The organism is Bilifractor sp. LCP21S3_F8 (assembly GCF_052117805.1).
Taxonomy (GTDB): domain Bacteria; phylum Bacillota; class Clostridia; order Lachnospirales; family Lachnospiraceae; genus Bilifractor.
On the sequence record NZ_JBQKIK010000015.1, the window covers coordinates 26955 to 51237 of the forward strand.

Below are 24283 nucleotides of genomic sequence, written 5' to 3' on the forward strand. Positions count from 1 at the left end.
ATATGCAGCCTGCAAACCATACGGAATCCGGCGGGGTGTCTCCCGCTTTGCGGGAGGGTCCAAAATCCCCACACCCGAAACGACAAAAGAATGATTACTATACTATAAGAAAGGACATGAGATAATTCTGCGAATGCATTTCCGGATCTGAACGTATTCGGGAGGCAGCCCGGCGGATTCCGTACAGAAAACAACCATGCCCCGCAAGAGGGGCGCCACAAGCTGTATAAACCAGCTACTCCGTTGCTTCGCAACTCTCGCAGCTGCCGCTGTGACCAACTTCACCGGTCTGCCGCGGCGCTCGTCCACCGCTTTCCACTTCGTGTGAGTGGATCAGAAGGTTTCGCTGACCGGATGGATTCTTTCACCCAGAAGCACGGATTTTCAGGCAACCGCATAGATTTTTTTGGCAGGGGATAAAAATGAAAACAAAAGCAAAAACAGAGAGAAAAAAGGACAGGTGGAGACGGGGAAGTCTGACCGTGGAAGCGGCATGGTCGGTTCCGTTGTTTTTTCTCTGCGTGACGTCACTGATCTGCATGATGGATATTTACGGGATGTATGTGAAAAGGATGATTCATCTTCAGGAAGCGGTCGAAAAAGCAGGGGCGGTTACGGGGTTGACCGGTTCTTATGCGGGACCGGCTGTCATTGATCTGTGTGAGCCGGTCTATTACAAGCCGGAATGGTTTCCGGTTCCGATTCCGGGAAGAAGCGTTGCTGTAAGAGGGAGAGTTCATGCATGGACGGGAAGAGATCCCGAGGAGAACAGCGGACTTCCTTCCGAGGAGGAAAATCGTCTCGTTTATGTGACAGAATACGGAAGTGTCTATCACACCCGTTCGGAATGTACGTATCTGGAGCTTCAGATACGGCGAGTGCCTGCGGCGCTGGTTCCGGGGATGAGAAATGCCGGAGGGGGACGGTATCACGCGTGTGAGAAATGTGTCGGCAGGGGAGGGATGCACGGTCTTGTCTATATTACCGGAGAGGGAGAGTGTTATCACAATTCTTCGCGTTGCAGCGGGCTTACGAGAAAGGTTCATCTTGTGCCGGCTTCGGAGGCGGAAGGAATGCATATCTGCAGTCGATGTGCGGCAAAGGACAGAGCAGAAGCAGCGTAAAGCGGGAGAGCGGGGCCTGTGTAAAAGCATTGGAAAAGGCAGAGGAGAGTCGGAATGAGGTGCTGGAGTGTGGGAATGATCTTGCTGATTCTGACGGTAAATGGTCTGCTGGATCTGAAAACACGTCGGATTTTTCCAGGCTTTACGCTTCTGCTGCTTCTGGCCGGTATCATCGCGCGTAAAGGCGTCGATCTGACTGCATTGTTCCCGGGGCTTCTTTTTCTGCTGGCAGCCGTTCTGACAAAGGAAAGGGTGGGCGGGGGAGATGGCATTGTCCTTCTCGCATGTGGAGCGTGGAGCGACCTGATTGCCGTGTGCAGGATTCTTATTCCTGCAATCATCGGAGTGCTTCTGACAGGAGTTATTGTGAAGGCGGCACGTTCGGACGGGAAAGTCACGCTGCCGTTTGTCCCGTTTCTATGGCTGTCGTTTATGATATTGCTTGTTTCGGGCGTTTTTTCCGGATCCGTGTGGTTTGGCCGTCAATGAAAGAGATTTCCTAAATGACAGATATTCAAGGGAGGAATGGTAATGAAGGTGGTGATCCAAACAGATTCACACTTGTAAGTCCAAGGCGTTCAAAGAATGTACAATTACAAGCTGCACCTGGCAATCAGAACCCCAGAGCTTGCCTGCGGGAGCAGTCAGGTGACGAGGAGGAAAAATGTGAGCAGAAAGAAGAATCGGAAGTATGCTGCCGTGCGTGAGAAGGCAGCATGGTTCGCGCGGGGAAGCATGACGGTGGAGGCGTCGGTTATTGTTCCGGTGACGGTGCTGGTGACGGCGGTGCTTATTGTTCTGTGTTTCTACGTGCATAACAGGAACTGGTATCTGGCGGCGGCAGCGGAGGTGTGTCTTGCCGGGAACAGCCGGTATGACCGGGATATCGACGCGCAGAGTGTGGCGGCAAGAAAGGCGGAGGAGAGAATGGATGCGCAGGTTATACCGGCTTCGAGACCGGCGGTTGATGTCAGCTGCAGAAGGGGAGGAACGTCGGTCTCCTTCTCCAATCAAACCTTCGCGGCGTTTCAGGATATTTTCAATCTGTCGGTCAGCGCGGATGTGGATAAGGTAACCCCGGTCGAAGAGCTCAGGGCTTCCAGAACCGTAAGGAAAGCTCTCGGGAGATAAAACACGAATAAATGTGGCACCTGTGGATTGCGGGAGTGCGAAGCACGGAGTAATCCGCAGCTTATACAGTTTGTGGCACGACTTATCGTATGGACGTTTACTGGATGATCCGCAGAAAAGGGGGCGAGAGGATGAAAATCGAGAGCAGTCGGGATATTTATCACAATTACAGGATCCTTTCAGACGGAAAGACTCCGGACGTTCACAGCTATACGGTCAGAATGCTGACAGAGAATCATATACCGGGTTTTCTGGATTGTCACATTCAGGAAATTGATTCGAGCACAAGGTACCTCTATGATGTGACCTCGATGCAGACACTGGAGGATATTCTGGAGACCGAGAAGATCACGGGACAGCTTCTGGAACAGCTGTATTCCTCTGTACTGGCAGCAATCGGAAATCTTGAGGAATTTCTTCTGGATGAAAACGGGATACAGATGAGTCCGGAGCTTATTTTTCTCAATGCGGAGAGAACGCGGATCTACTTTATATATTATCCGGATGAAGAAGAGCCTTTTTCCGAGCAGATGAAAAGACTCGGAGAAATGATTCTTCCGCATCTGGATCACGGGGACAAGAAATCGGTGATCATGGGCTATGCCTTTTACCAGAAGGCGGCGGAGGGAAACATTTCAGCCGGGGAGTTTCAGAAACTTATTGAGGAATGCCGGCCGGATCCGGTGCCGGAGAGCAAGGGAGTGTCAGAAGAGGAAGAAAGAGAACGACGGGAAAAGCGGGAAAGAATCCTGGATGAATTTTTTGAGGAAGATGAAAAAAGTTCCGGGGAAGGTCTGTTTGCAGGGATTCGAAACTGGTTTTCACGCAGAAGACGGGAAAAAGGGAAAAATGATGAAGAGGGAGCGGCAATCATGCGTGATTTTTTCCCGGATGGGAAAAGGCAGGAGCAGGCGAACCAGTCGGAGGATTCCCATGCAAATGAGGTGGATGCAATTTCCGGAAAATTACCGGTAGAAATGGCAGGCAGATTATCAACCGGAAGATCTGAAAGGAGTGCCGATCATGTCGCTGACGATGAGGACGGCTGGAAGGAAACCGTACTTCTGGCATCGGGAAAGCAGGAGAGAGAGGAACGGAGGGCTCAGGCCCTTCTGCTGCCGGAAGGCCGGGAACAGGATTCAGGAGGCGGGAGCGGAAACGTCCGGACAGACAGGCTTGAACTGTGGAAGAGGAACCATATTCTGGGGAAGAGCAGAAAATCTGCGGATCTGATTCTGAATGTGCCAACCGTGAGCAGAATACATGCCAGGTTTGTGTATCGGGAAAATGGTTACTGGATTATCGACCTGAACTCCAAAAACGGAACCTTCCGGAACGGCGAGCTGCTCGTTTCCGGAGAGGCATATCCGCTTCAAGACGGCGACCGGCTGCGTTTTTCGGATCAGTGTTTTACGTATCACAGGGCAGGGATTGTTCAACCGCCGCCGGAAAGTGTATAATGAAGCAGGTATACAGGGATGTATATTGAATTCATGCAAACAGACAGGGAGGACAATATCATGAATGATTGTATTTTCTGTAAAATCGCAGCAGGCGAGATTCCGTCGGCGACAATTTATGAAGATGATGATTTCCGGGTGATTCTGGATCTCGGACCGGCGACGAAGGGACATGCGCTTATTCTTCCGAAAAAGCATTACGCTGATATTACGGAGATTCCGGAGGATCTCTTATCCAGAGCGGCTGTGCTCGCGAAGAAGATCGTGACCTTTATGATGAAGGCGCTTCCGTGTGATGGCTATAATGTGGTTCAGAACAACGGAGAAGCTGCCGGACAGACCGTATTTCATTTTCACATTCACCTGATCCCGAGATACAACGGGGACGGAGCCGGTGTTACATGGAAGCCGGGAACGCTGACAGACGAGGCTAAGAAGGAGATTCTGGAGAAGGCAAAGGATCTTAAGTAAGGCTTCGTTCATCTGGAATGAAGGAACATGACTGATCCCGAGAGAAACAAACGTGGCGGATGACTGCTTCTGAGCGAAAGGCGACGTGACAGAAGACTGCTTCTGAGCGAAAGACAACATGACAGAAGACTGTTTCCGGCAGAACCTTTTGAGACATGAATGAAAAAAGAGCCTGACACGGCGGGAAAAATAATACCGGCCGTGTCAGGCTCGCCCTATCAGGGGATTTCTTCTCTTTATCGGTCCGGTGGTTCCCTCACCGGCCCGACTTCCCTCTTGTCTTATCCTCGACGTGCGGGCGATTTTGGGAGGGAAGTTTATATATCCGACTGCCGTCAATACGATCTTCCATCGCTTACTCGTCCCTTCATGGGTTTTGGGAGGGGAGTTTATATTTCCGGCTGTCGTCTGTTCGGCTATTTTGTGTATTCCCGGATGAGATTCAGGATCATCTGAATCGAATCGGTATGTTTGCTGTTCTTCATTGCGGAGATATAGGTATCCCTGTTGTCATGAAGTTTCTGTACGGCGGAGAGGAGAGTGTCTTTGGTCAGATTTTCCTCTTCGATTACCTCGCTGTATCCCTGCTTTTCAAAAGAACGCGCATTCAGAATCTGGTCGCCGCGGCTGGCGTTCGCGGAAAGCGGAATGAGGAGATTCGGAATGGCAAGGGTGCTGATTTCACAGATTGCGTTTGCTCCCGCGCGGGAGATGATCAGATCCGCCATAGCGAAAAGATCGGGCAGCTCTTCCTTGATATATTCATACTGGCGGTATCCATCAGTATAATCCAGAGAGTGGTCGAGATTTCGCTTGCCGCACAGATGCACAACCTGATATTGCTTCAGGAGTTCCGGGAGAGCTTCGCGGACATGGTTGTTTACATTCACGGATCCAAGGCTTCCGCCCATCACGAGAATGACCGGCTTATCGTGGGAAAGACCGGTGAAGGAATAGCCGCGCTCTGCGCTGCCCTCTCTCAATTCTTTCCGGATCGGCGTACCGGTAACAACAGCCTTGCCTTCAGGCAGGCTAGAGAGCGTCTCCGGAAAATTGCAGCAGACCTTGGAAGCATAGGGAATGCATATTTTATTTGCGAGACCTGGGGTCATGTCCGATTCATGAATGATTACCGGAACCTTGCAGTGTTTCGCCGCGAGGACGACCGGGACTGCTACGAAACCGCCTTTTGAAAACACAATGTCCGGACGAATTTTTTTCATCAGTTTTCTTGCTTCAAAGATGCCCTTCACCACACGAAAGGGATCCGACAGATTCTTGGGATCGATGTATCGGCGCAGTTTTCCGGTAGATATTCCGTAATAGGGAATCCCCTCGGCCTCAATCAGGCTCTTTTCAATTCCGTTGTAGGAACCGATGTAGGAAATCTCGTATCCCAGTTCCTTCAGGCCTGGAATCAGGGCTATATTCGGAGTTACATGACCGGCGGTACCGCCGCCTGTGAGAACGATGTGCTTCATCAATTGGCCTCCATAGATGCTGTGAGTAATATCGGAACAGATTGTATTCCTTTCAGAAGCATTCTAGCTGATTTTATGAAAGAAATCAATTCCCGGCGATCATACCGGTCCTGCCATTCCGCGGAGGCCATACCGCTCCTGTTATTCCGCAGACATCATATCGGTCCAGTTACTGTATGCAACGATTTGTCTCTGTTCGCGCGTAACAGCTCAGACAAGTCACGAGCAGATCATCACCATGCCCCTCAAGAGGGTATCACAATGTATATAAATGTCCCGCGTTACTTTGTAGCTTCACAGCTTCTGCGCCGCTGACAGGTATTCACATCCTCTTGTAAATGCGGTGGGCAGTAGATTATAATTGAATCAGCATTCGCATCAGGTTTCTTATTGGTTCTATAAGCTGCGGATTGGGGGATTGTTTATGAAACTTACATTTTTGGGGGCAGCACATGAGGTGACCGGCAGCTGTTATTATCTTGAGGCGGCCGGAAGAAGGTTTCTTGTTGATTGCGGGATGGAACAGGGAAAAAATATCTACGAGAACAAACCGCTTCCGATCCCGGCGTCAGAGCTCGATTTTGTGCTTTTGACGCACGCGCATATCGATCACTCGGGCAACCTTCCGGTTCTTTATTCGAGAGGATTCCGGGGACCGATATACACGACGGAGGCAACAGCGGATCTTTGCGACATTATGCTCCGCGACAGCGCGCATATTCAGGAATTCGAGGCTGAATGGAGAAACCGGAAGGGAAAACGGGCCGGGAAGGAAACGTATATGCCGCCATATACGATGAAGGATGCCATCGGCGCGATTGACCTGCTTGTCGGAAAACCTTATAATGAGATTCTCTGTCCGGCAGAGGGGATCAAAATCCGGTTTATCGATGCCGGACATCTGCTCGGCTCTGCCAGTATTGAAATGTGGCTGACGGAGGGAGAGATCACCCGGAAGCTCGTTTTTTCCGGAGACATCGGGAATCTGAATCAGCCGCTCATCCGCGACCCTCAGTATATTCATGAGGCGGACTATGTTATCATGGAATCTACCTATGGAGACAGGAGTCACGGTCCGGTTCCGGATTACGTATCATCACTCGCAGACGTGATCCAGAAGACCTTTGACCGGGGCGGCAATGTGGTGATTCCGTCCTTCGCAGTCGGCAGAACGCAGGAGATGCTCTATTTTATCCGGCAGATCAAGGAAAACCAGATGGTGCGCGGACATGGCGATTTTCCGGTGTATTTGGACAGTCCGCTCGCAATTGAGGCGACAACCGTTTTCCAGAGACACCCCGCAGAATGCTATGATGAAGAAGCGGGAAGGCTGATCAAACAGGGGATCAATCCGATAGCCTTCTCAAATCTGAAGACGTCAATTACCGCAGCGGACTCAAAGGCGATCAATTTTGACGAGACTCCGAAGGTAATCATATCCGCCAGCGGTATGTGTGATGCCGGACGTGTGAAGCATCACCTGAAGCATAACCTCTGGAGACCGGAGTGCACGGTACTGTTCGTGGGCTACCAGGCTGTGGGCACCCCCGGCCGCGCTATTGTTGACGGGGCGGAGAGTATCCGGCTGTTCGGCGAGGAGATAGCGATACGGGCACACATTCAGGTCCTGCCCGGGATCAGTGGCCATGCGGATAACGAGGGACTGATGAGATGGGCTTCCGCGTTCACGGAAAAACCGGCAAAGGTGTTTGTGTGTCATGGAGAAGATGCTGTGACAGAGATTTTTGCGGAGCGGCTGCGGAAGGAACTCGGGTATGATTCCTATGCGCCGTTCAGCGGAACGGTATTCGATCTCGCCACAGGGCAGATCGTTGAAGCGCCCGCGGGTGTTCTAATTTCGAAGGAATCCGGTGGATGCGGAAAGGCGTCCCACCGCAGGGCTGCCGCCGTTTATGAGCGCCTTGTTGGAGCGGGTCAGAGACTTCTGGCGGTAATTCGCCGGAATGAGGGAGGCGCGAATAAGGATCTGGCGAAGTTTACGGACCAGATCAATGCTCTCTGTGACAAATGGGACAGATGAGTGTGCCGAGAGGCAAATCAATATAACAGGAGAATATTTTATGAGTTTAATTGGAATTATCGGAGCTATGGAATCGGAAGTAGCAGAGCTGAAGAACCTGATGAGTGAGACCGACATCCGGGAAAAGGCAGGAATGAAGTTTTACCGCGGCGTTCTTGAAGGAAAACCTGCCGTTGTGGTGCAGAGCGGTGTCGGAAAGGTAAATGCCGCAATGTGCACACAGATTCTGGTGGATGATTTTCATGTAGATTATATAATCAATACAGGAATCGCGGGAAGCCTTCAGAACAAAATTGATATCGGAGACATTGTTCTGTCTTCCGAGGCCGTGCAGCATGACATGGACGCAACAGTATGGGGCTACCAGCCGGGACAGGTTCCCGGCATGGACGTCTACCGTTTTCCGGGTGATGAGAAGCTGATCGGGCTGGCAGAAGAGGTAAATGCGGAGGTGAACCCCGAGATTCACACCTTCCGCGGAACGGTAGTCAGCGGTGATCAGTTCATTTCGGATCATGAGGTGAAGACAAGACTCGCGGAGAACTTTCATGGATACTGCGCAGAGATGGAGGGGGCATCCATCGCCCAGACTGCGTGGAGAAACGGGGTTCCGTTTCTGATCATCCGCGTGATCTCCGATAAGGCCGACGGAAGCGCTGTAGCGGATGACAACACCTTTACCGAAGACTGCGTGAGACACTGTGTGCGCCTTGTGCGCGGGATGATCCGCAGAATCTGAACCAGAACAGTTCAGAATGACCATTCGGTCGATATGTAAGCTTGCGGAGGAATCCGCAGAATCTGAACCGGTACAGTCCGGAATGACTATTTGATTGATATATAAGCTTGCGGAGGAATCCGCAGAATCCGGGACAGAGCAGGGAGCCGCGGCCTTCAGGGGCCTGCGGCTCTTTCAGTCTTCGTCCAGAACCTGAAGCTCCAGAAAATCAAAGGAAATTTCTTCTCCGACAAAGCTGTCCTGTGTGAAGCGTACCTTTTTGGTTCGCTTGAATTCCCGTATGTTGGAGTCCAGCCAGATGGGCACACTCAGATCCCATTCATGGCAGATCTGTTCCAGGGTATGGAAAACCTTGTGAGTCCTTGTCTCTTCGCTATCATCTGTTATTGTCACATCCATCAGGATATGATTGTCTCGTATCATTTTTCCCCAGAAACGCATGTTTGAATTTTCCTCCCGTCTTGCGAAATTATTCTAAATAATATATGATAAACACTGAATTTGCAATCCGCATTGTGAAGCAGCGAAGTGACACGCAAGCGGCACGTAAGTGCGAATATGCGCGGGCGGTGAGCCATATCCGTTCACACAAGGTGTAAAGCAGTGGGGCGAAAGGCGCGGCATACCGACAAAGCCGGCCGCCTGAAGGGCTGCGTGAGTTGCGGAGCAGCGGAGCAGCTGGCTGGATACAGTAGGTGACGCTGTCTACATCATGTCGGTTACTGTACAGGTCGGGCTGGCAGAACAGCGCGGCATCAGAGTGATTAACAGGAGGAATGATCAGGTATGATTGAATTACAGAACGGCGGAGTGTATCTGGTAAACGGAACAACCGTGATTCCGGATGGACCGGACGCTGCCGCACAGCTTCAGCAGAAAACCGGAAAAGCTGTGCCGGCGGATGAGGCGAAGAAGGAGACCATGGCATACAATATCCTGAAGGCACATAATGTCTCGGGCAACATGGAAAATCTTCAGATCAAATTTGATAAGCTTACATCACATGATATCACATATGTAGGAATCATTCAGACTGCCCGGGCATCCGGACTGGAGAAATTTCCGATTCCCTACGTGCTTACGAACTGCCACAATTCTCTGTGCGCGGTTGGCGGAACGATCAACGAAGATGATCATATGTTTGGTCTTTCCTGCGCGAAGAGATACGGGGGCATGTATGTTCCGCCGCACCAGGCGGTCATTCATCAGTTTGCCCGTGAGATGCTCAGCGGAGCTGGGAGAATGATCCTTGGATCAGATTCCCACACCCGATATGGCGCTCTCGGAACCATGGCCATGGGCGAAGGCGGACCGGAGCTGGTGAAACAGCTTCTGAACAAGACCTATGACATTGCGATGCCGGGAGTCGTTGCAGTCTATATGACAGGAGCGCCGGTGCTGGGGGTAGGCCCACAGGATGTTGCGCTCGCAATCATCGGAGCAGTATTTGACAAGGGTTATGTCAAGAATAAGGTTATGGAGTTTGTAGGACCCGGCGTTGCTTCACTGTCAGCGGATTTCCGTATCGGCATTGATGTTATGACAACAGAGACCACCTGTCTGTCTTCGATCTGGACGACAGATGATACAATCCGGGACTACTATGCGGAGCACGGACGTCCGGAGGATTACAGCGAGCTGAACCCGGGCCCGGTGGCCTATTATGACGGTTGCATCTATGTGGATCTGGATAAGATCAAACCGATGATCGCAATGCCGTTCCACCCGAGCAACGTCTATACAATCGAAGAATGCAACGCGAATCTCCCGGATATCCTGGACGATGTAGAGAAGCGGGCACAGGTGGCATTCAACGGAAAAGTGGATTATAATCTCCGGAACAAGGTACACAATGGAAGGCTCCTTGTGGATCAGGGAGTTATTGCGGGATGTGCCGGAGGCGGATTTGAAAATATCTGCCAGGCAGCTGATATTCTGCGTGGGCAGTACATCGGCTGTGATGATTTTACGCTGGATATTTATCCGGCAAGTGCACCGATTTACAAGGAGCTGGCGGCTAACGGCGTGATTGCGGATCTGATGGAAACGGGAGCTGTGGTGAAGACCGCGTTCTGTGGTCCGTGTTTCGGCGCGGGAGATACTCCTGCGAATGGAGATCTTTCGATTCGTCATTCCACACGTAATTTCCCGAACCGTGAGGGCTCTAAGGTCCAGGAGGGACAGGTTGCCGGTGTCGCTCTGATGGACGCGCGGTCCATCGCGGCAACCGCTGCTAATAAAGGATACCTGACACCCGCGACAGAATTTGCCGGTGAATACCGTCATCAGATTTACCACTTTGACTCGAATATCTACGCGCATCGCGTATTTGACAGCCATGGTGTCGCGGATCCGACCGTGGAAGTGAGGTTCGGTCCGAACATCAAGGACTGGCCGAAGATGTCTGCGCTTCCGGAGAACCTGATTCTCAAGGTGGTATCGGAGATCCATGATCCGGTTACGACAACCGATGAACTGATTCCATCGGGAGAGACTTCTTCCTATCGTTCCAATCCGCTCAGACTTGCCGAGTTTGCTCTTTCCAGAAAAGATCCTCTGTATGTAGGAAGGGCAAAGCAGGTTCAAAAGGCACAGAAGGCACTGGAAGAGGGAGGCTGCGCTGGAGATGCGCTCCCGGAGCTGAAGCCGGTTATGAAGGTGATCCATACGAAGTTCCCGGATGTCTGCCACCAGAATATGGGAGTCGGCTCCACGATCTTTGCCGTAAAACCGGGTGACGGATCCGCTCGTGAGCAGGCAGCTTCCTGTCAGAAGGTTCTCGGGGGCTGGGCAAATATCGCCAATGATTACGCGACGAAGAGATACCGTTCGAATCTGATCAACTGGGGTATGCTTCCGTTCCTGATTCCTGCAGGCAGTCTTCCGTTTAAAAACGGAGATTATCTGTTTGTTCCGGACATTCGGAAGGCAGTTGAGAGCAGGGAGGATGTCATCACGGCATATGTTGTCGGAGATGAAGAGTTAACCGGATTTGAACTCCGACTGGGCCAGCTGACGGACGATGAGAGAGAGATTATCCTGGACGGATGCCTGATTAATTATTATCGCAATCACAAGTAAACACTCGGTCGATGCTATGTGAGGTCAGAACCCTGATTTTTGTGTGGGTTCTGACCTTTTTGTTTTTTGTCGTCCAAAATATACATAAGCTTCGGGTTGCTCCGCGGACACGCACACGGATTGCTTTGTGCCTCTCCATGCCGATAGTTGTTGTCGTTGTGAATGTTCTTGCCTAGTGGTGAGAGAGCTCATTGTTGGTCAATAACATGAAAACTGGAGTTTTACTGAAATATGTCAGAATATAATGAAATGAATGAATAAAAAGCAAAAATAATAAAATAAGATGAGAAAAAGAGAGAATAAGTAAATAATAAATTAAAAATGCATTGACAAATAGGATTCTCTGTGTTATCCTTTAATCACATTAAAGAACGGGCGACAGAATTAATCCGATAAAAGCTCCGTCCTGATATTCAGATCCGATTCAGGATTACATGAACAGAGGGAACGGCCTTTGATATCATATCGGATAAACGTTAAGTTCGGATCTTTAATTAAAATACGAGAGAAGGAGGACAGTCCAATGGGAATTCCACCGGCACATCATCCTCAATATGAAAGTGGTATTGCATAAGCAGTTCCCTCAGAGAAGACCTTTTATAAGAGAGAAGAAAGTAACCGAGTTCCTGGTATAATCCGGAACCCATGATATGAAAGGTAATGTGAAGCTTGCAATTCATATTGAGTATATACCACGGAAAATCTGAAGCATCCAAAGGATTCGTGTAAAGAAACGAAGCCCTGTAAAGACGAGAAATTACATGGACGCGACAGAAATATCCAAAACATCGGAAGGGATTTTCGGACAGGCGTGCAGATATCACCGGCCGGAACGAGGAAGAGATTCCGATGAATTCACAGAACTTTCTAAGCGGGATAGAGAGAAGAGAATGCAGGAGCGTGAGTTCTATGCGAGAATCTACAGCTCAATATCCTGACGACGCAGGGAACAGATAAAGATTATCGTACTTATGTTTCTTTCCTTTGAATTTATTGAAAGCACTGTTTTAAGAGAAACAGAGAGCATACCTGTAATTAAGAGGAATCACGAAAGAGGGATATGTGATTCATAGCAGTAATTGATAAGATATGTGACTGATTAGAGATGTGACAGCAGTCAATATTTTATAAGCTGTAATTCAGAAACCGAAAAATAATTAAATCCATTTATCATTATTATTTATAACAGGTCCTTAGAAAGAAAAATTAAATAAGTCCGATTGTACAAAAAATTAAATAAAGAAAGTGTAGAAAATTGAATAGCATTGAACCATTTCAGTAGTGGCCGTCTTGTCAGAGAATATTTGATAAGGCGGCCACTGCTTTTCATTTGTTTTTGCGGGCAGAGGCACGATGTAAACTTATTATTCCGAGGCGTCCAGGGTGACTCTGGAACAATGCAGTGATGTTTCATTCCGCGGCACCCATGGAAGCACTGCCCGATACCCGGGTTCTTATTCCGGGGTGTCGGCTGTGGAACCGCCCCGGTATTTCTGCGGGCTGACGCCCTCATATTTCTTGAAGATCCGCGAGAAATAGCCCGGATCGTCATACCCTACAGCTTCTCCGATTATATGAATGGGATAGTCGGGATTTCGATCCATGAGCTTCTTGGCTTTCTGCATTCGAAGGGATATCAGGTATTTTGTCGGAGGCATGTGATAGGTCTGCAGAAATACCTTGGAAAGGTAGCTCGGACTATAGTTCAGCTTTTCGGCGATCAGATTCATATTGATGTCGTGGTCAAATTCCCGCGTGAGGTAATTCTTCAGAAGCTCCGCAATTTCCCGGGAGGAGTGGCATGAGAATTCGAAGGAGAAGCTCTTCTCGAGCTCCTGTTCTTCCATCCGGTATTTGTTTGCGAGAGAGGATAAAACCGTCCGAAGCTGATCCTCATCCACGGGCTTGAGCAGATATTCCTTCACCTGAAGGTGTATGGCACGCTTGGCGTATTCAAAGTCGGAATATCCGCTGACGACGATTACATCAAGGTCCGGGTGATTTTCACGGGCCTGCTCGATCAGCTCCAGACCATCCATGACCGGCATTCGAATGTCGGTCACGAGCAGATAGGGATTAGAGGCATTGATCAGCTCCAGTGCCTGAATGCCCGTCTGGGCCTTTCCGACGACGGTGAAGCCGGTTCCTGAATTTTCAATTTTTTTTATGATGTTCTGCTGGATCAGTATTTCATCTTCCGCAACAATAACTCCGTATTTCATAATATAAAACCTTTCTCTTTTGGAATTGTCATATTTCCTGTGCCGCCCGGCGTTTTTCTTCCGATTGTCACATAAGCATGGCCGTCTTCTGTGTTTCCAAAGTCAAAGACAATATCGTCTCCGCAGTAGAGCTTCCAGCGTATATATACATTGATCATGCCGAGCCCGCCGATTTTGAGATCGGTGAGATTGTGGTTCAGGTCGCGGTTGATCGTGGCGATCTTCTCATTCAGTTCATCGAGCACCTCTTCCCCGAATCCGTTTCCGGAATCTGTGACCCGGATATACCACATGGATTTGTCCCGGAAGCTCGTAATGGTGATTTTCCACGGCGGCAGACAATTGGTCCCGTACTTGATGGAGTTCTCCACAAGGGGCTGAATGATGAGCTTGGGAATTTTTTGCTCCATGATTTCGGGGAGAATATCAATGTGATAATTCAGACTCTCCTGATAGCGTACTTTCATGCAGTACATATACTCTTCAATATAGTGAATCTCATCGGCAACAGTAACGATCGTGATGCCGGTATTGGTGATATACCGCATGATGCGGGAGAGCGTCTGGCAGAGCTTTGTGACATCCTTGTTCTGACCGTTTTCCGCCAATATGCTGATGCAGGAAAGAGTATTGTAATAAAAATGAGGGTTCATCTGCACCTGCAGCGCAATCACGCGGGATTTCAGCTCGAGCTTCTGTGCGATTTCGAGCTCGGCGAGGGACTGCTGAAGGGATTCACTCATCTTCTGGAATTCCCGGTACAGCTCACCGAGCTCCTCATAGGAGGCGTCATAATGGTCGAGCTTTTCCTCTCCGAGATTTTCCAGACGCAGCCGTTGAATCACGTGCTTCAGATGCTTGATGGGCTTGACCATGTTGTGAGTCAGATACAGGGAGAGGATAATGGAAAACAGCACCATCAGGCCGGTGATCGTGATCAGGACTCGGAGCATCTGGTAGACTGGACGCAGAATGGCGTTGTTTTGCTGAAGAGCCACATAGGTCCAGCCGCTGTAGGTCGAGGTCTGCCGGGCGTACTGATATTTGATTCCGGATTCCGGATCGGTTCCGATGCCGTAGCTGTCGTTCGTGCCGGAAAGAGTCTGATAGTAGGTCTGACTGATGTCTTTATGATTTTCAGTTGTATCATAAGGAAAAATCAGAGTCCCGTCCGAATCAAAAATCAAAATATCCGCCTGCGTGGAGCTTTTGCTCAGGTAAGCTGTGATGTCATGAAAGAGAACCTTGCAGTTCTTGACCGTTTCAATTCCGCCTATGACACGGTTCTGGCCGTCGAGAGAGGCCCGGTACAGAGACAGATACCATGCTGAATTCGAAGCTCCGGCGGAGTATTTCCGGGTCTCATAGGGCGCGCTCAGGAATTTATAACCGCGAAGCCGGACCGCCTTCTCGAGCCATTTTTCATTGTTTTCGGAATAGGTATCATTTTTGGTGATGGTCCCGGATTCGATGACATGCCCATAGAGGTCGTAGATATTTACCTGGTCTGCGTCAAGATCGAGACCGTTCGACATCTGCACAACATCCAGAAAGGCATGGCCTTCATCGGAGGTCACGCTGAAATCCAGAACGGCAGGCATAAATTTGGTCTTGCGGTTATAGAAATTTATATTGGAGGATACCATATCCATGTCCTTGAGCTGCTTCTCTGTCTCATTCATCAAGGTTGAATTGAGCGTCTGAAGCATATTCTGCTCTCGGCTGATCAGGATATTCGAGTTGTATCGGAGAAAAAACAGCGCAAAGAAGGTCAGAACGAGGAGTGGAGGAAGCAGGATATATAGAAACAGCTTGGTCTGCAGCTTCCGGGGCCTTCTTGCTGTTTTCTGGTCTTGCGAGGCCGACAGAGGAGGGATTTTTTCCGGTTCCGATTTTCTGTGCCGGATGTGATTTTTCAACAGATAATTTCCTTTCGAGTGAGATTTTTTATAAGTTACCATCATATTATAAACGTTTTACATGGACTTGACAAATCCGTGAGCAGACGCAGAAAATCATCCCGGAATTGTAGCGGATCACATGTGTACATGGGCCATTACGAACAGGGAATTCGTGATTATTGCCATGGAATCGAAAATAAATAGAAGAAAATTGTTCAAACAGGACAATTTTGTTCAACTGCAGAAAGGTTTTATCCATGGTTTTGGATGCATTGTCTTGTTATGATTATGTTATGTGGAAACGTCAGTTTATTCAACAATGAGAGGGAGGAAAAAGTATGAAAAGAAAAGTAATCTCTATGTTGATGTGCGGCGCTATGGCTGCGTCGCTGTTTGCGGGCTGCGGAAGCTCGACAAGTTCCTCTTCGGCAAACGCGTCGACTTCTTCATCGACGGCGGCAGCTGCTTCTTCATCGGCGGAGGAAGCGGCGGCGACATCTTCTTCATCCGCGACAGAGTCGGTGGAGACAACGGCAGTATCATCGACTTCCGCGGCTTCCGGCGACAATGTAGTGGTCAAGGAGATCCCGAATGATGGCCAGTTTGACGGTCAGACGTTGAGCATTCTGGTATCCGCCGGATGGATGGACAACCGTTATGATGCGACGATCCAGAGATTCGAGGATACCTATGGTGTCACCGTAGATCTTCAGACGATTCCGGCCGATCAGTATCTGGATATTCTCCAGTCGGATCTGGCGAACGGCACCTGCCCGGATATTTTCTGGATTCAGTCGAACCCGGTTGGAGCCATTGAGTCCAACATTGGAAATCCGGAAGAGTACTGCATCGATTTTACCGGAGCTGACTGGCAGAACGTCATGCCGGAGACCCGTCAGGCATCCTGTATCAGCGACGGCAAGCTCTACGGACTGCAGATCTGGCATAATTCTCCGGAGTATGTCATGGTTTACAACAAGACCATGTTCAAGGAGCTCGGCATTAACGAGGTGCCGACAACCTATGATGAGCTGAAAAAGGATCTGAAGACAATCAAAGATTCTGGTGTCGAGACACCGTGGTTCATGCCCGGCGCGGACGGATGGCAGCATCAGCTCGCGTTCTTCCAGATCGGCGGTGTATACACCGAGGATGATCCGGACCTTTATGACAAGCTGAACAACAACGAGGCAACCTTTGCAGACAACAAGAAGATGCTTGAGGTTCTGAATGAGTTCAAGGAGCTTTCCGATGACGGCTACTTTGGAGAGGATTGGGTAGGAACCGATTCCACAAACCTGAGCAATGAGTTCGGCGACAGAAATACAGCAATGGCAATGGCAAACTCCAGCTTCATTCAGCAGATCAAGGATGATACCGGCACAAAGGATGAGTTTGGAATGTTCCTGATCCCGCTCGGCGATAACACCTGGTATCCGACCAATCCGGCCGGCCCGACCATGTTCGGCTATAAGGGAACGGAGCATGAGGATCTTGTAAAGGCGTTCTTCCAGTTTGTATGTACACCGGAGAGCCTGCAGGAGATTCTGGACAATTCTCCGCAGTATACGAACCTGGATGTAAACGTAGATATCGAACAGCACTGGCTGCCTGAGGAAAAGGAATTCATGAGTTCGGTTGACCCGAATAAGATGGGCGTAACTGTACTTCAGAACGGCACCAAGTACACCAACGATTATTGGATGGATTTCGGCGCGGATATGATTTCCTTCTGCCAGGGCTCTATGGAGGCTAATGACGTCCTGAAGAATATGGATGCGAACCGTGCAGAATCGGCGAAAACAGCCGGTGATTCCGCATGGAAGTAATCCTGCGGAAACAGACGGAGAACAGGAAAACGCTCTGAGCAGGCAGTGATGTCCCGCGTGTGGGGCACGGAGCAATCCGCGGCTTATACAGTTTGTGGCACAATGCATCGTATGAGCGTTTACAATGAAGTGTCGCCCGGAGGCCTGAGGAGGGCCTCTGCAGGCGACACTCCTTCGTTAGAGGATATAAAACCGGATGGTGGGAAAGCGGATTTGCCGCAGCGCATGAAAACAAATGCAGCAGCCGCTGACAGAAATTAGTATGAGGCAACTATGAATAAAAATAAGATTTACCCGAGATGGTTCGTCATTCTGCCGCTGATTATTTATGTGGTGTTTTTCCTTTTTCCAAGTATTCTCGGCGTATTCTATTCTTTCACGGACTGGGGGAGAATGACGCCGAAGAACGGACTTCATTTTATCGGTCTGCAGAATTATATCGACCTTTTTACATCCAATAAGAATTACATGGCGGGTTTCTGGAATACGGTCCGGTTCACGCTGATCTCCAATGTGGTGAAAATTATTCCCGCCTTTTTCCTTGCGATTCTTCTGAATTCCAGGCTGAAGGGCAAGAAGTTCTACCGGACGGTATTCTATCTGCCGTCCATTCTTCCCTTCGTAATCATTGGAATTATCTTCAGCTCGATCTTTTCTTACAATACCGGACTTCTGAACAGCACATTCACGACTCTTGGGCTCGATGTATTGAAGCAGAAGTGGCTGTCCGATCCTCATATGGTGTGGAATTCGATCTTTTCGGTGGATGCCTGGAGAGGTATCGGCTATGTCATGACGATCTTCCTGGCCGGGCTGAATACGATTGATGATTCCCTTTATGAGGCGGCAGAGATTGACGGTGCCGGTTTCTGGAAGAAGCTGTCTTATGTGACACTTCCGATGATGCGTGGACCGATCATGATCAATCTGGTATTCGGCATCACCTACGGTCTGAAGGTCTTCGATATCATCTATGTATTGACAAACGGCGGACCCGGACATAAGACCGAGGTCATGACCACTTACGTATTCCAGTTGTACGGCAGTGGCCAGTACGGAATGTCCACAGCCATGAACACCATTCTTCTGGCGGTTACCGCGGTGATTGGTGTGATCATTGTCAAGGTTATGAGCGGAAAGGAGGCAGGAGAATAAATGGGAAAGTCTAAGAGAATTCTTCAGACCATCATCAAGCAGGTCGTCTGTGTTGTGCTTTCTCTGCTGGTTCTGGTTCCCCTCTACATGGTGGTGATCAACTCCTTCAAGACGAAGGGGGAAGCGGCGAGAATGAATCTGAGTCTTCCGACGACATGGGTGTTCGGAAACTATATGGATGTCATTCAGAAGGCCGGTCTGATCCGCGGATTTGCGAACAGCATGATTTACGCGCTGGTTGCCACCTTCGTGGGCGTCATCATCAGTGCAATGGCCGCATTTGTTCTCAGCAGAAACCGGATCCGGATTAACCGGAGGCTGTACTATTTCTTTATCATCGGACTTTTCTTTCCGGTGAACTATGTAACGTTGGTTCGTGTGTTTCAGTGGTTCCATCTGACAAACACCAGACTGGGAATTATTCTGGTGTTCATCAGCTCGATGATTCCGTTCTGCATCTTCACGATATACAGCTTCGTTGAATCGGTGCCGAGGGAGATCGACGAGGCGGCCGTGATCGATGGCGCCGGACCGCTTCAGATGTTCTTCCGGGTAGACCTTCCTATGATGAAGCCGACAATTGTCACCTGCTTCATTCTGCAGTTCATGGGCGTCTGGAACGATTTCCTGACACCGCTGTATTTGTCGAGCAAGAGCAGCCTGTTCCCGATGACCATGGCGGTATATCAGTTCTTCGGGAAAAACCAGCAGTACTGGAACTATGTGTTTGCGGACATCGTGATGACGCTGATTCCGGTTATTATTGTATACTTCATCGGACAGAGATATCTGCTCGAGGGAACGACCGGCGGATCGGTCAAGGGTTAATGCAGGAGCCGGGTGAGTGTGCTTTTTGTGCGGCGCAGTCACCCGGCTTATCTTATATTGCAGGAAAAAATTTTGAGGGAGAACTTCGATGGATCATTACGAGAGAGTGAAACGGTACAAGGCTGTGTATGACGGGCCTCCGCGGGCGGTTCCGGATGGCGATGTCGATGTGTCGGGTAACGGAAGATGGAGAATCTGGCAGTATACCGGGACAAAAACCGACGCTCCGGTTCTGGGGAACGGAGATATGCTGGCGGCCTTTGCGGGCCCCTGTGAATATCCGCAGTTCTGGGTTACAACGAATGATTTCTGGCAGATGGAGAGCAATCCGAACTGGGTGTTTTTTCATGATAATTCGACGGCTGCAATGGAACCGGCGGTCACGCTGGGGGGACCGAGACCAGTCGGCCGCCTCGTGTTCTCAATACCGGAGCTGAAAGGAGCGGCCTGCCGCATCGAACAGCAGCTCGGGGATGCAGTCACGGTGGCGCACTATGATTTAGGGACAGAGGGAAAACTGACGATACGAAGCATGGTTGCGGCGACAGAAAATCTTCTTCTGGTACGGTTTCACTCGGAATTGGCGGACCCGGTGCGGATTCAGGCTCTTTTCCGTTTTCCGGATGAGCCGGGCATGGGATGTGAGAAGGGAGTGGATCTGTCCGGGAAAAATGAGAGCGGGACGGACCTCAGAGGAACCGCTGTCGGTATGATGTGCGGCAGAACGATCGAAGAACAGAAAACGGTTGGCGGGATTCTGTCAGGATTCCGGGCCTTCGAGGAGCAGGTGGATGTTCCGGTGAAGGCAGGATTCGGCGGTGCCTTTCATCGTCCGGAAGACCGTGAAGACGGGAATAAATCATCCGTATGGAGCGGCAATGCGGGTGTAGGTAAATCCTGCGCCCTGAGCAGGAATTCGGATGCAGATAAATGGTGCGCATCGAGCGTCAAAGCAAACGACGATGAATCGGGAGTGCGGAATACAAACAGCAATCAAGAGGATACGGCGTTTCTGGTGCTGCGCCCGGGAGAGAGCGCGGATTATGTGTTTGTTCTGCGCACCTGGAATAAGGTGTCGCGCCCGGTGGAGATGGCAGCGTCCAGAGCGGAGTGGATCACGTGCCGTGAGATTTCAGAGCTTAGAGAGCTTCACAGAAGCTGGTGGAGAGATTTCTGGAATGTGTCCGGAATCTGTCTGGACGATCCGATGATGGAGCAGCGTTATTACCTGTCCCAGTATGTGATGGCAAGTCTGAGCCGGGACCCCGATTATCCTCCGGGAATTCTCGGAGTCTGCACCTTTGACCGTCCTGCCTGGAACGGAAATTACAAAATAAATTACAATCACCAGTCGGCCTATCTTGGCTTGCTTGCCTCCGGGCATTTTCCACAGGCGGATCCCCATGACGCCCCGTACTTCGCCATGATGGATATCGGGCGGGAGATGAGCCACAGGCTGTATCAGCATGGAGGAACCTGTCTGCCTTTGGGACTCGGACCGAAAGGCATGGTCAGCGAGGCGCTTCTTCTCCACATGAAGTCACAGGCGGTTCACGGTGCGACGAATATGATCATGCGGTATTCGCTGACGCTGGACCGGGATTACGGGAGAAAAATATACCCGTTTCTCCAGAGCCTCGCGGATTTCTGGGAGGCGGATCTGATTCAAAAAGATGGATATTGGCATATCCGGGACGACAGCATGCATGAGCGGACAGAGGATGATGTCCGGAAGAACGGAGAATCCATGGATCCGGTCAACAGTCTCGGATACCTGAAATGCCTCTTCCGTTTTCTTCCGGTCATCAGCCGCGACCTCGGGCTGGATGAGGAACGCCGGAGTCACTGGGAGGATATCGCGGATCACCTGGCACCGTATCCGATGGGGACACTGGAGGATATCCGGGAGAATCCGACGCTCTGGGCGGAGGCGGAGGTGCCGCTTGGCAAGCTGGTTCCGGAGGAATGGATGAAAAAACCTGTCTTTTTCGATGAAGGAAAAGGAGGAAAGTGGTCCTATCATTTTCCGGGAAATATTATGCAGATTTATCCGGCGGGGGCGATCGGGCTCGGATCCGATCCGGATGTGCTCGAGACGGCGCGGAATACGGTCCATGTCCATTCCATTATTGAAAATCAGATGGCGGAATATCGGAAAACGCACGACACCGGCGCGGATGACCTGGACAATGAACAGGGGGATTCTGATCCGCACTACAGAAAGGCCGGCGCATGGAACGCGACAAACCTGAGCTGCCTGTTTTTCCCTGCGGCAGTCCGCGTGGGCTATGATCCGGAGGTGATCTGGAGGGAGCTGGAAGAGAGGATCGTACATCGTGGTCTGCCAAACGGGTATATCAACCGGAATCCACATGGAATCGAAAACCTGAGCACAGTGCCGAATACGCTGCAGGAGATGATGCTGCTCAGTCACGAGGGCATTCTCCGGATTTTCCGGGTGTGGCCGGTGAAGAGTCATCCGAACGCTTCTTTTGAGAGGCTCTGGGCATACGGCGCATTTCAGGTGAGCGCTTCCCTTGAAGCTGGAATTGTCGGAACGATACAGATTCTGAGCCACGCGGGCAGAGAACTGGTACTTGAGAATCCGTGGCCGGGAGAAGAAGCGGAGATCGTGCATCTGCAGACCGGCCGCAGAGAGGTTTCCGGAGGAGAGTACCTGAGAGCGGAGACTTTCCCGGGTGAACGGCTGGAAATTCGCAGGATAAAACCTTGTTACAGCCAGTTTGCAAAGGGCAAGAGGACTGTAAAATCCTTGCCGTACATAGTTGGGGGAACAGTAACCTGAACGGAGATGGGGGGAACAGTAATCTGAACGGAGGTTGTAATCTCGTCAAAAATGTGGTATGACATATTTAACAATTCGGTGAAAGAACAAATGTTTTTATTTATCAGAAAAGAGGACATGCCATGCTTGATAAGAAAGTAAAAGAATTGATCAATGATCAGATCAACAAGGAGTTCTATTCCGCATATCTGTATCTGGATTTTGCAAACTATTATTATGATCAGGGGCTTGACGGCTTCGCGCACTGGTACGATGTCCAGGCGCAGGAGGAGAGAGATCATGCGATGCTGATGCGCACTTATCTTCAGAACAACGGTGAGCTGGTAACCTTTGAGGCTGTCGCAAAGCCGGACAAGACCTACAGCAGCCTGGATGATCCGCTGAAGTTCAGTCTGGAGCATGAGCAGTACGTGACCAGCCTGATCAACGGCATCTACAAGGCAGCAAGTGATGTCAATGATTATCGCACCATGCAGTGCTTTGACTGGTTCGTAAAGGAGCAGGGAGAAGAGGAGAAGAATGCGGACGACCTCATTCGCAAGTTCAAGCTCTTCGGCTCTGATCCGAAGGGACTTTACGCGCTGAATCAGGAACTTCTCGGAAGAGTCTATGCTGCTCCGTCTCTGGTTCTGTAAGTGGGACTGGTAAGAAAGATACGGCGGGGAGCCCGATGTACTTTATCCGGTTCTTCCGGGATCAGGTAGTTTATGAGAATCAATAGCAGGTTGAGCAATCAGGAGAAGCTGTCGCTTCTCGGACATTCCGGGGGCTTCGGACTGGAAAAGGAGAGCCTTCGGGTTACGATGGACGGGCGTCTGGCACAGACGCCCCATCCTTTTCCCGGAAATAAGCATATTGACCGGGATTTCTGTGAAAATCAGGTAGAGATTATCACAAATCCCGAGGGCAGCGTCCGTAAAGCCGTAGATTCGGTGAGGGAATATCATGAATATGTCGCGGATGCGCTGTGGAACCTGGAATCGGGCCGTGAGGTACTGTGGCCGTTCAGCAATCCTCCCCGCATATCCGGGGAGGATGAGATCCCAGTGGCGCGGTTCTCGGGAGAGCTTGCTGAGCGGACTGCCTACCGGAAGTATCTTGGAAGAAAATACGGTAAGCGGAAGATGCTGCTTTCCGGCATTCATTTCAACTATTCCTATCCGCCTGAATTTCTGCAGCGGATTTTTGAGGATAGTGGAGAGGGGAATTACAGGGAATTTGTGGATTCTCTGTATCTGAATCTCGCCAGGAAGGCCATGATGTACAGCTGGCTGATTGTGGCGCTGACGGCGGCGAGCCCGCTTTATGATCTTTCTCTGTTTGAGGAGAGTCAGCGGGACAGGGTCCGGGATCTGAGACTGGCTACGGTCCGGTCCAGTGAGTTGGGGTACTGGAATGACTTTACCCCGACGCTCCGATATGAGAGCACAGAGGCCTATGTCGCCTCGATTCAGAGGTATGTAACGAAAGGTCTTCTTCATTCGCCAAAGGAACTGTATTATCCGGTGAGACTGAAACCGGCCGGCGAATATTCGATGGAGGGCTTTTCCGGAGGGATCAGCCATATTGAGATCCGTTCGCTGGATCTCAATCCGCTGTCCCCGTTCGGCCTGATGGAGGAGGATGTGGAATTTCTTCGGATGCTCATCGGATGGATGACCGTCCTGCCGAATCATGAGCTCAGTGAAGAGAGACAGAAATCCGCGATACACAATATGAAAAAGGCGGCATCGCTGGATCTGGAGAATGTAATTCTTCGAAACGCGGATGGTACCAGGAGCGTGCTTACCGATAAGGCACTGGAGGTGCTGGACCGGATGGAACGGGATCTTGGCAAGAGCTCAACGCTTGATTTTCAGCGGAACAAGATTCTTCACCCGGAAAACAGATATTCGGAAATTATTCTGGACCGCTATGGCGATGATTTTATGAAATCCGGTATTCTGCTCGCAACAAGGCGATTTCATGGACAATAAAAGGGAAAGTCCGCGCCAGGGGGGACCCGCGGGTAATA

19 protein-coding genes are annotated in these 24283 nt (G+C 50.3%); 15 read left to right on the forward strand and 4 right to left on the reverse strand.

Annotated features, from left to right (window positions below):
• Nucleotides 1-422: 422 nt before the first annotated feature.
• From ACTQ3A_RS08375 to ACTQ3A_RS08395, 5 genes are all read left to right on the forward strand, one after another.
• Entirely contained in the window at nucleotides 423-1124 is a 702-nt protein-coding gene (locus tag ACTQ3A_RS08375) for a hypothetical protein (protein WP_441100853.1), read from the forward strand.
• 54 nt (nucleotides 1125-1178) lie between these two features.
• The gene (locus tag ACTQ3A_RS08380; RefSeq protein WP_441494573.1) at nucleotides 1179-1613 is read left to right on the forward strand and encodes a prepilin peptidase; all 435 of its coding nucleotides are present in this window, start codon (nucleotides 1179-1181) and stop codon (nucleotides 1611-1613) included.
• Between the two features lie 177 nt (nucleotides 1614-1790).
• Nucleotides 1791-2255 (forward strand): TadE family protein, encoded by a 465-nt coding sequence (locus tag ACTQ3A_RS08385; RefSeq protein WP_441100855.1) that lies wholly within the window; start codon nucleotides 1791-1793, stop codon nucleotides 2253-2255.
• Between the two features lie 131 nt (nucleotides 2256-2386).
• Complete coding sequence (locus ACTQ3A_RS08390) at nucleotides 2387-3715, forward strand: DUF6382 domain-containing protein (RefSeq protein ID WP_441100856.1); 1329 nt, start codon at nucleotides 2387-2389, stop codon at nucleotides 3713-3715.
• 60 nt (nucleotides 3716-3775) lie between these two features.
• On the forward strand, nucleotides 3776-4186 hold the full coding sequence (locus ACTQ3A_RS08395) for an HIT family protein (protein ID WP_441100857.1): 411 nt from the start codon (nucleotides 3776-3778) through the stop codon (nucleotides 4184-4186).
• Between the two features lie 416 nt (nucleotides 4187-4602).
• On the opposite strand, the gene ACTQ3A_RS08400 is transcribed toward ACTQ3A_RS08395, so the two are convergent.
• Nucleotides 4603-5667, reverse strand: coding sequence for an undecaprenyldiphospho-muramoylpentapeptide beta-N-acetylglucosaminyltransferase (locus tag ACTQ3A_RS08400; RefSeq protein WP_441100858.1), 1065 nt, complete (start codon nucleotides 5665-5667; stop codon nucleotides 4603-4605).
• A 424-nt stretch (nucleotides 5668-6091) separates the two neighbouring features.
• Between ACTQ3A_RS08400 and ACTQ3A_RS08405 the strand changes: the two genes are divergently transcribed.
• A complete protein-coding gene (locus ACTQ3A_RS08405) occupies nucleotides 6092-7708 on the forward strand; it encodes an MBL fold metallo-hydrolase RNA specificity domain-containing protein (protein ID WP_441100859.1) in 1617 nt (538 codons plus the stop codon).
• Nucleotides 7709-7748: 40 nt separating this feature from the next.
• Nucleotides 7749-8447, forward strand: coding sequence for a 5'-methylthioadenosine/adenosylhomocysteine nucleosidase (locus ACTQ3A_RS08410; protein WP_441100860.1), 699 nt, complete (start codon nucleotides 7749-7751; stop codon nucleotides 8445-8447).
• A 174-nt stretch (nucleotides 8448-8621) separates the two neighbouring features.
• Here the strand turns inward: ACTQ3A_RS08410 and ACTQ3A_RS08415 are convergent, their stop codons facing one another.
• A complete protein-coding gene (locus ACTQ3A_RS08415) occupies nucleotides 8622-8888 on the reverse strand; it encodes a hypothetical protein (protein ID WP_441100861.1) in 267 nt (88 codons plus the stop codon).
• 345 nt (nucleotides 8889-9233) lie between these two features.
• On the opposite strand from ACTQ3A_RS08415, the gene ACTQ3A_RS08420 reads away from it, so the two are divergent.
• On the forward strand, nucleotides 9234-11528 hold the full coding sequence (locus ACTQ3A_RS08420) for a hydratase (protein ID WP_441100862.1): 2295 nt from the start codon (nucleotides 9234-9236) through the stop codon (nucleotides 11526-11528).
• A gap of 761 nt (nucleotides 11529-12289) precedes the next feature.
• Complete coding sequence (locus ACTQ3A_RS08425; RefSeq protein WP_441495288.1) at nucleotides 12290-12466, forward strand: hypothetical protein; 177 nt, start codon at nucleotides 12290-12292, stop codon at nucleotides 12464-12466.
• A 516-nt stretch (nucleotides 12467-12982) separates the two neighbouring features.
• Here ACTQ3A_RS08425 and ACTQ3A_RS08430 read toward each other — a convergent pair.
• Both ACTQ3A_RS08430 and ACTQ3A_RS08435 read right to left on the reverse strand, forming a co-directional pair.
• A complete protein-coding gene (locus tag ACTQ3A_RS08430) occupies nucleotides 12983-13750 on the reverse strand; it encodes a response regulator transcription factor (protein ID WP_441100863.1) in 768 nt (255 codons plus the stop codon).
• Entirely contained in the window at nucleotides 13747-15432 is a 1686-nt protein-coding gene (locus ACTQ3A_RS08435; RefSeq protein WP_441495289.1) for a sensor histidine kinase, read from the reverse strand. The genes ACTQ3A_RS08430 and ACTQ3A_RS08435 overlap by 4 nt, the downstream gene beginning before the upstream one ends.
• A 557-nt stretch (nucleotides 15433-15989) precedes the next feature.
• Here ACTQ3A_RS08435 and ACTQ3A_RS08440 point away from each other — a divergent pair.
• The 6 genes from ACTQ3A_RS08440 (at nucleotide 15990) to ACTQ3A_RS08465 (ending at nucleotide 24245) form a co-directional block, all read left to right on the forward strand.
• Entirely contained in the window at nucleotides 15990-17480 is a 1491-nt protein-coding gene (locus ACTQ3A_RS08440; protein ID WP_441100865.1) for an ABC transporter substrate-binding protein, read from the forward strand.
• 273 nt (nucleotides 17481-17753) lie between these two features.
• Complete coding sequence (locus ACTQ3A_RS08445; protein WP_441100866.1) at nucleotides 17754-18635, forward strand: carbohydrate ABC transporter permease; 882 nt, start codon at nucleotides 17754-17756, stop codon at nucleotides 18633-18635.
• A complete protein-coding gene (locus ACTQ3A_RS08450; RefSeq protein WP_441100867.1) occupies nucleotides 18636-19463 on the forward strand; it encodes a carbohydrate ABC transporter permease in 828 nt (275 codons plus the stop codon).
• Between the two features lie 88 nt (nucleotides 19464-19551).
• Nucleotides 19552-22269, forward strand: a complete 2718-nt coding sequence (locus tag ACTQ3A_RS08455) for a glycosyl hydrolase family 95 catalytic domain-containing protein (protein ID WP_441100868.1) — start codon at nucleotides 19552-19554, stop codon at nucleotides 22267-22269.
• Between the two features lie 122 nt (nucleotides 22270-22391).
• Entirely contained in the window at nucleotides 22392-22904 is a 513-nt protein-coding gene (locus tag ACTQ3A_RS08460) for a ferritin (RefSeq protein ID WP_441100869.1), read from the forward strand.
• 90 nt (nucleotides 22905-22994) lie between these two features.
• Nucleotides 22995-24245 (forward strand): hypothetical protein, encoded by a 1251-nt coding sequence (locus ACTQ3A_RS08465; protein ID WP_441495290.1) that lies wholly within the window; start codon nucleotides 22995-22997, stop codon nucleotides 24243-24245.
• The last annotated feature ends 38 nt before the right edge of the window (nucleotides 24246-24283 follow it).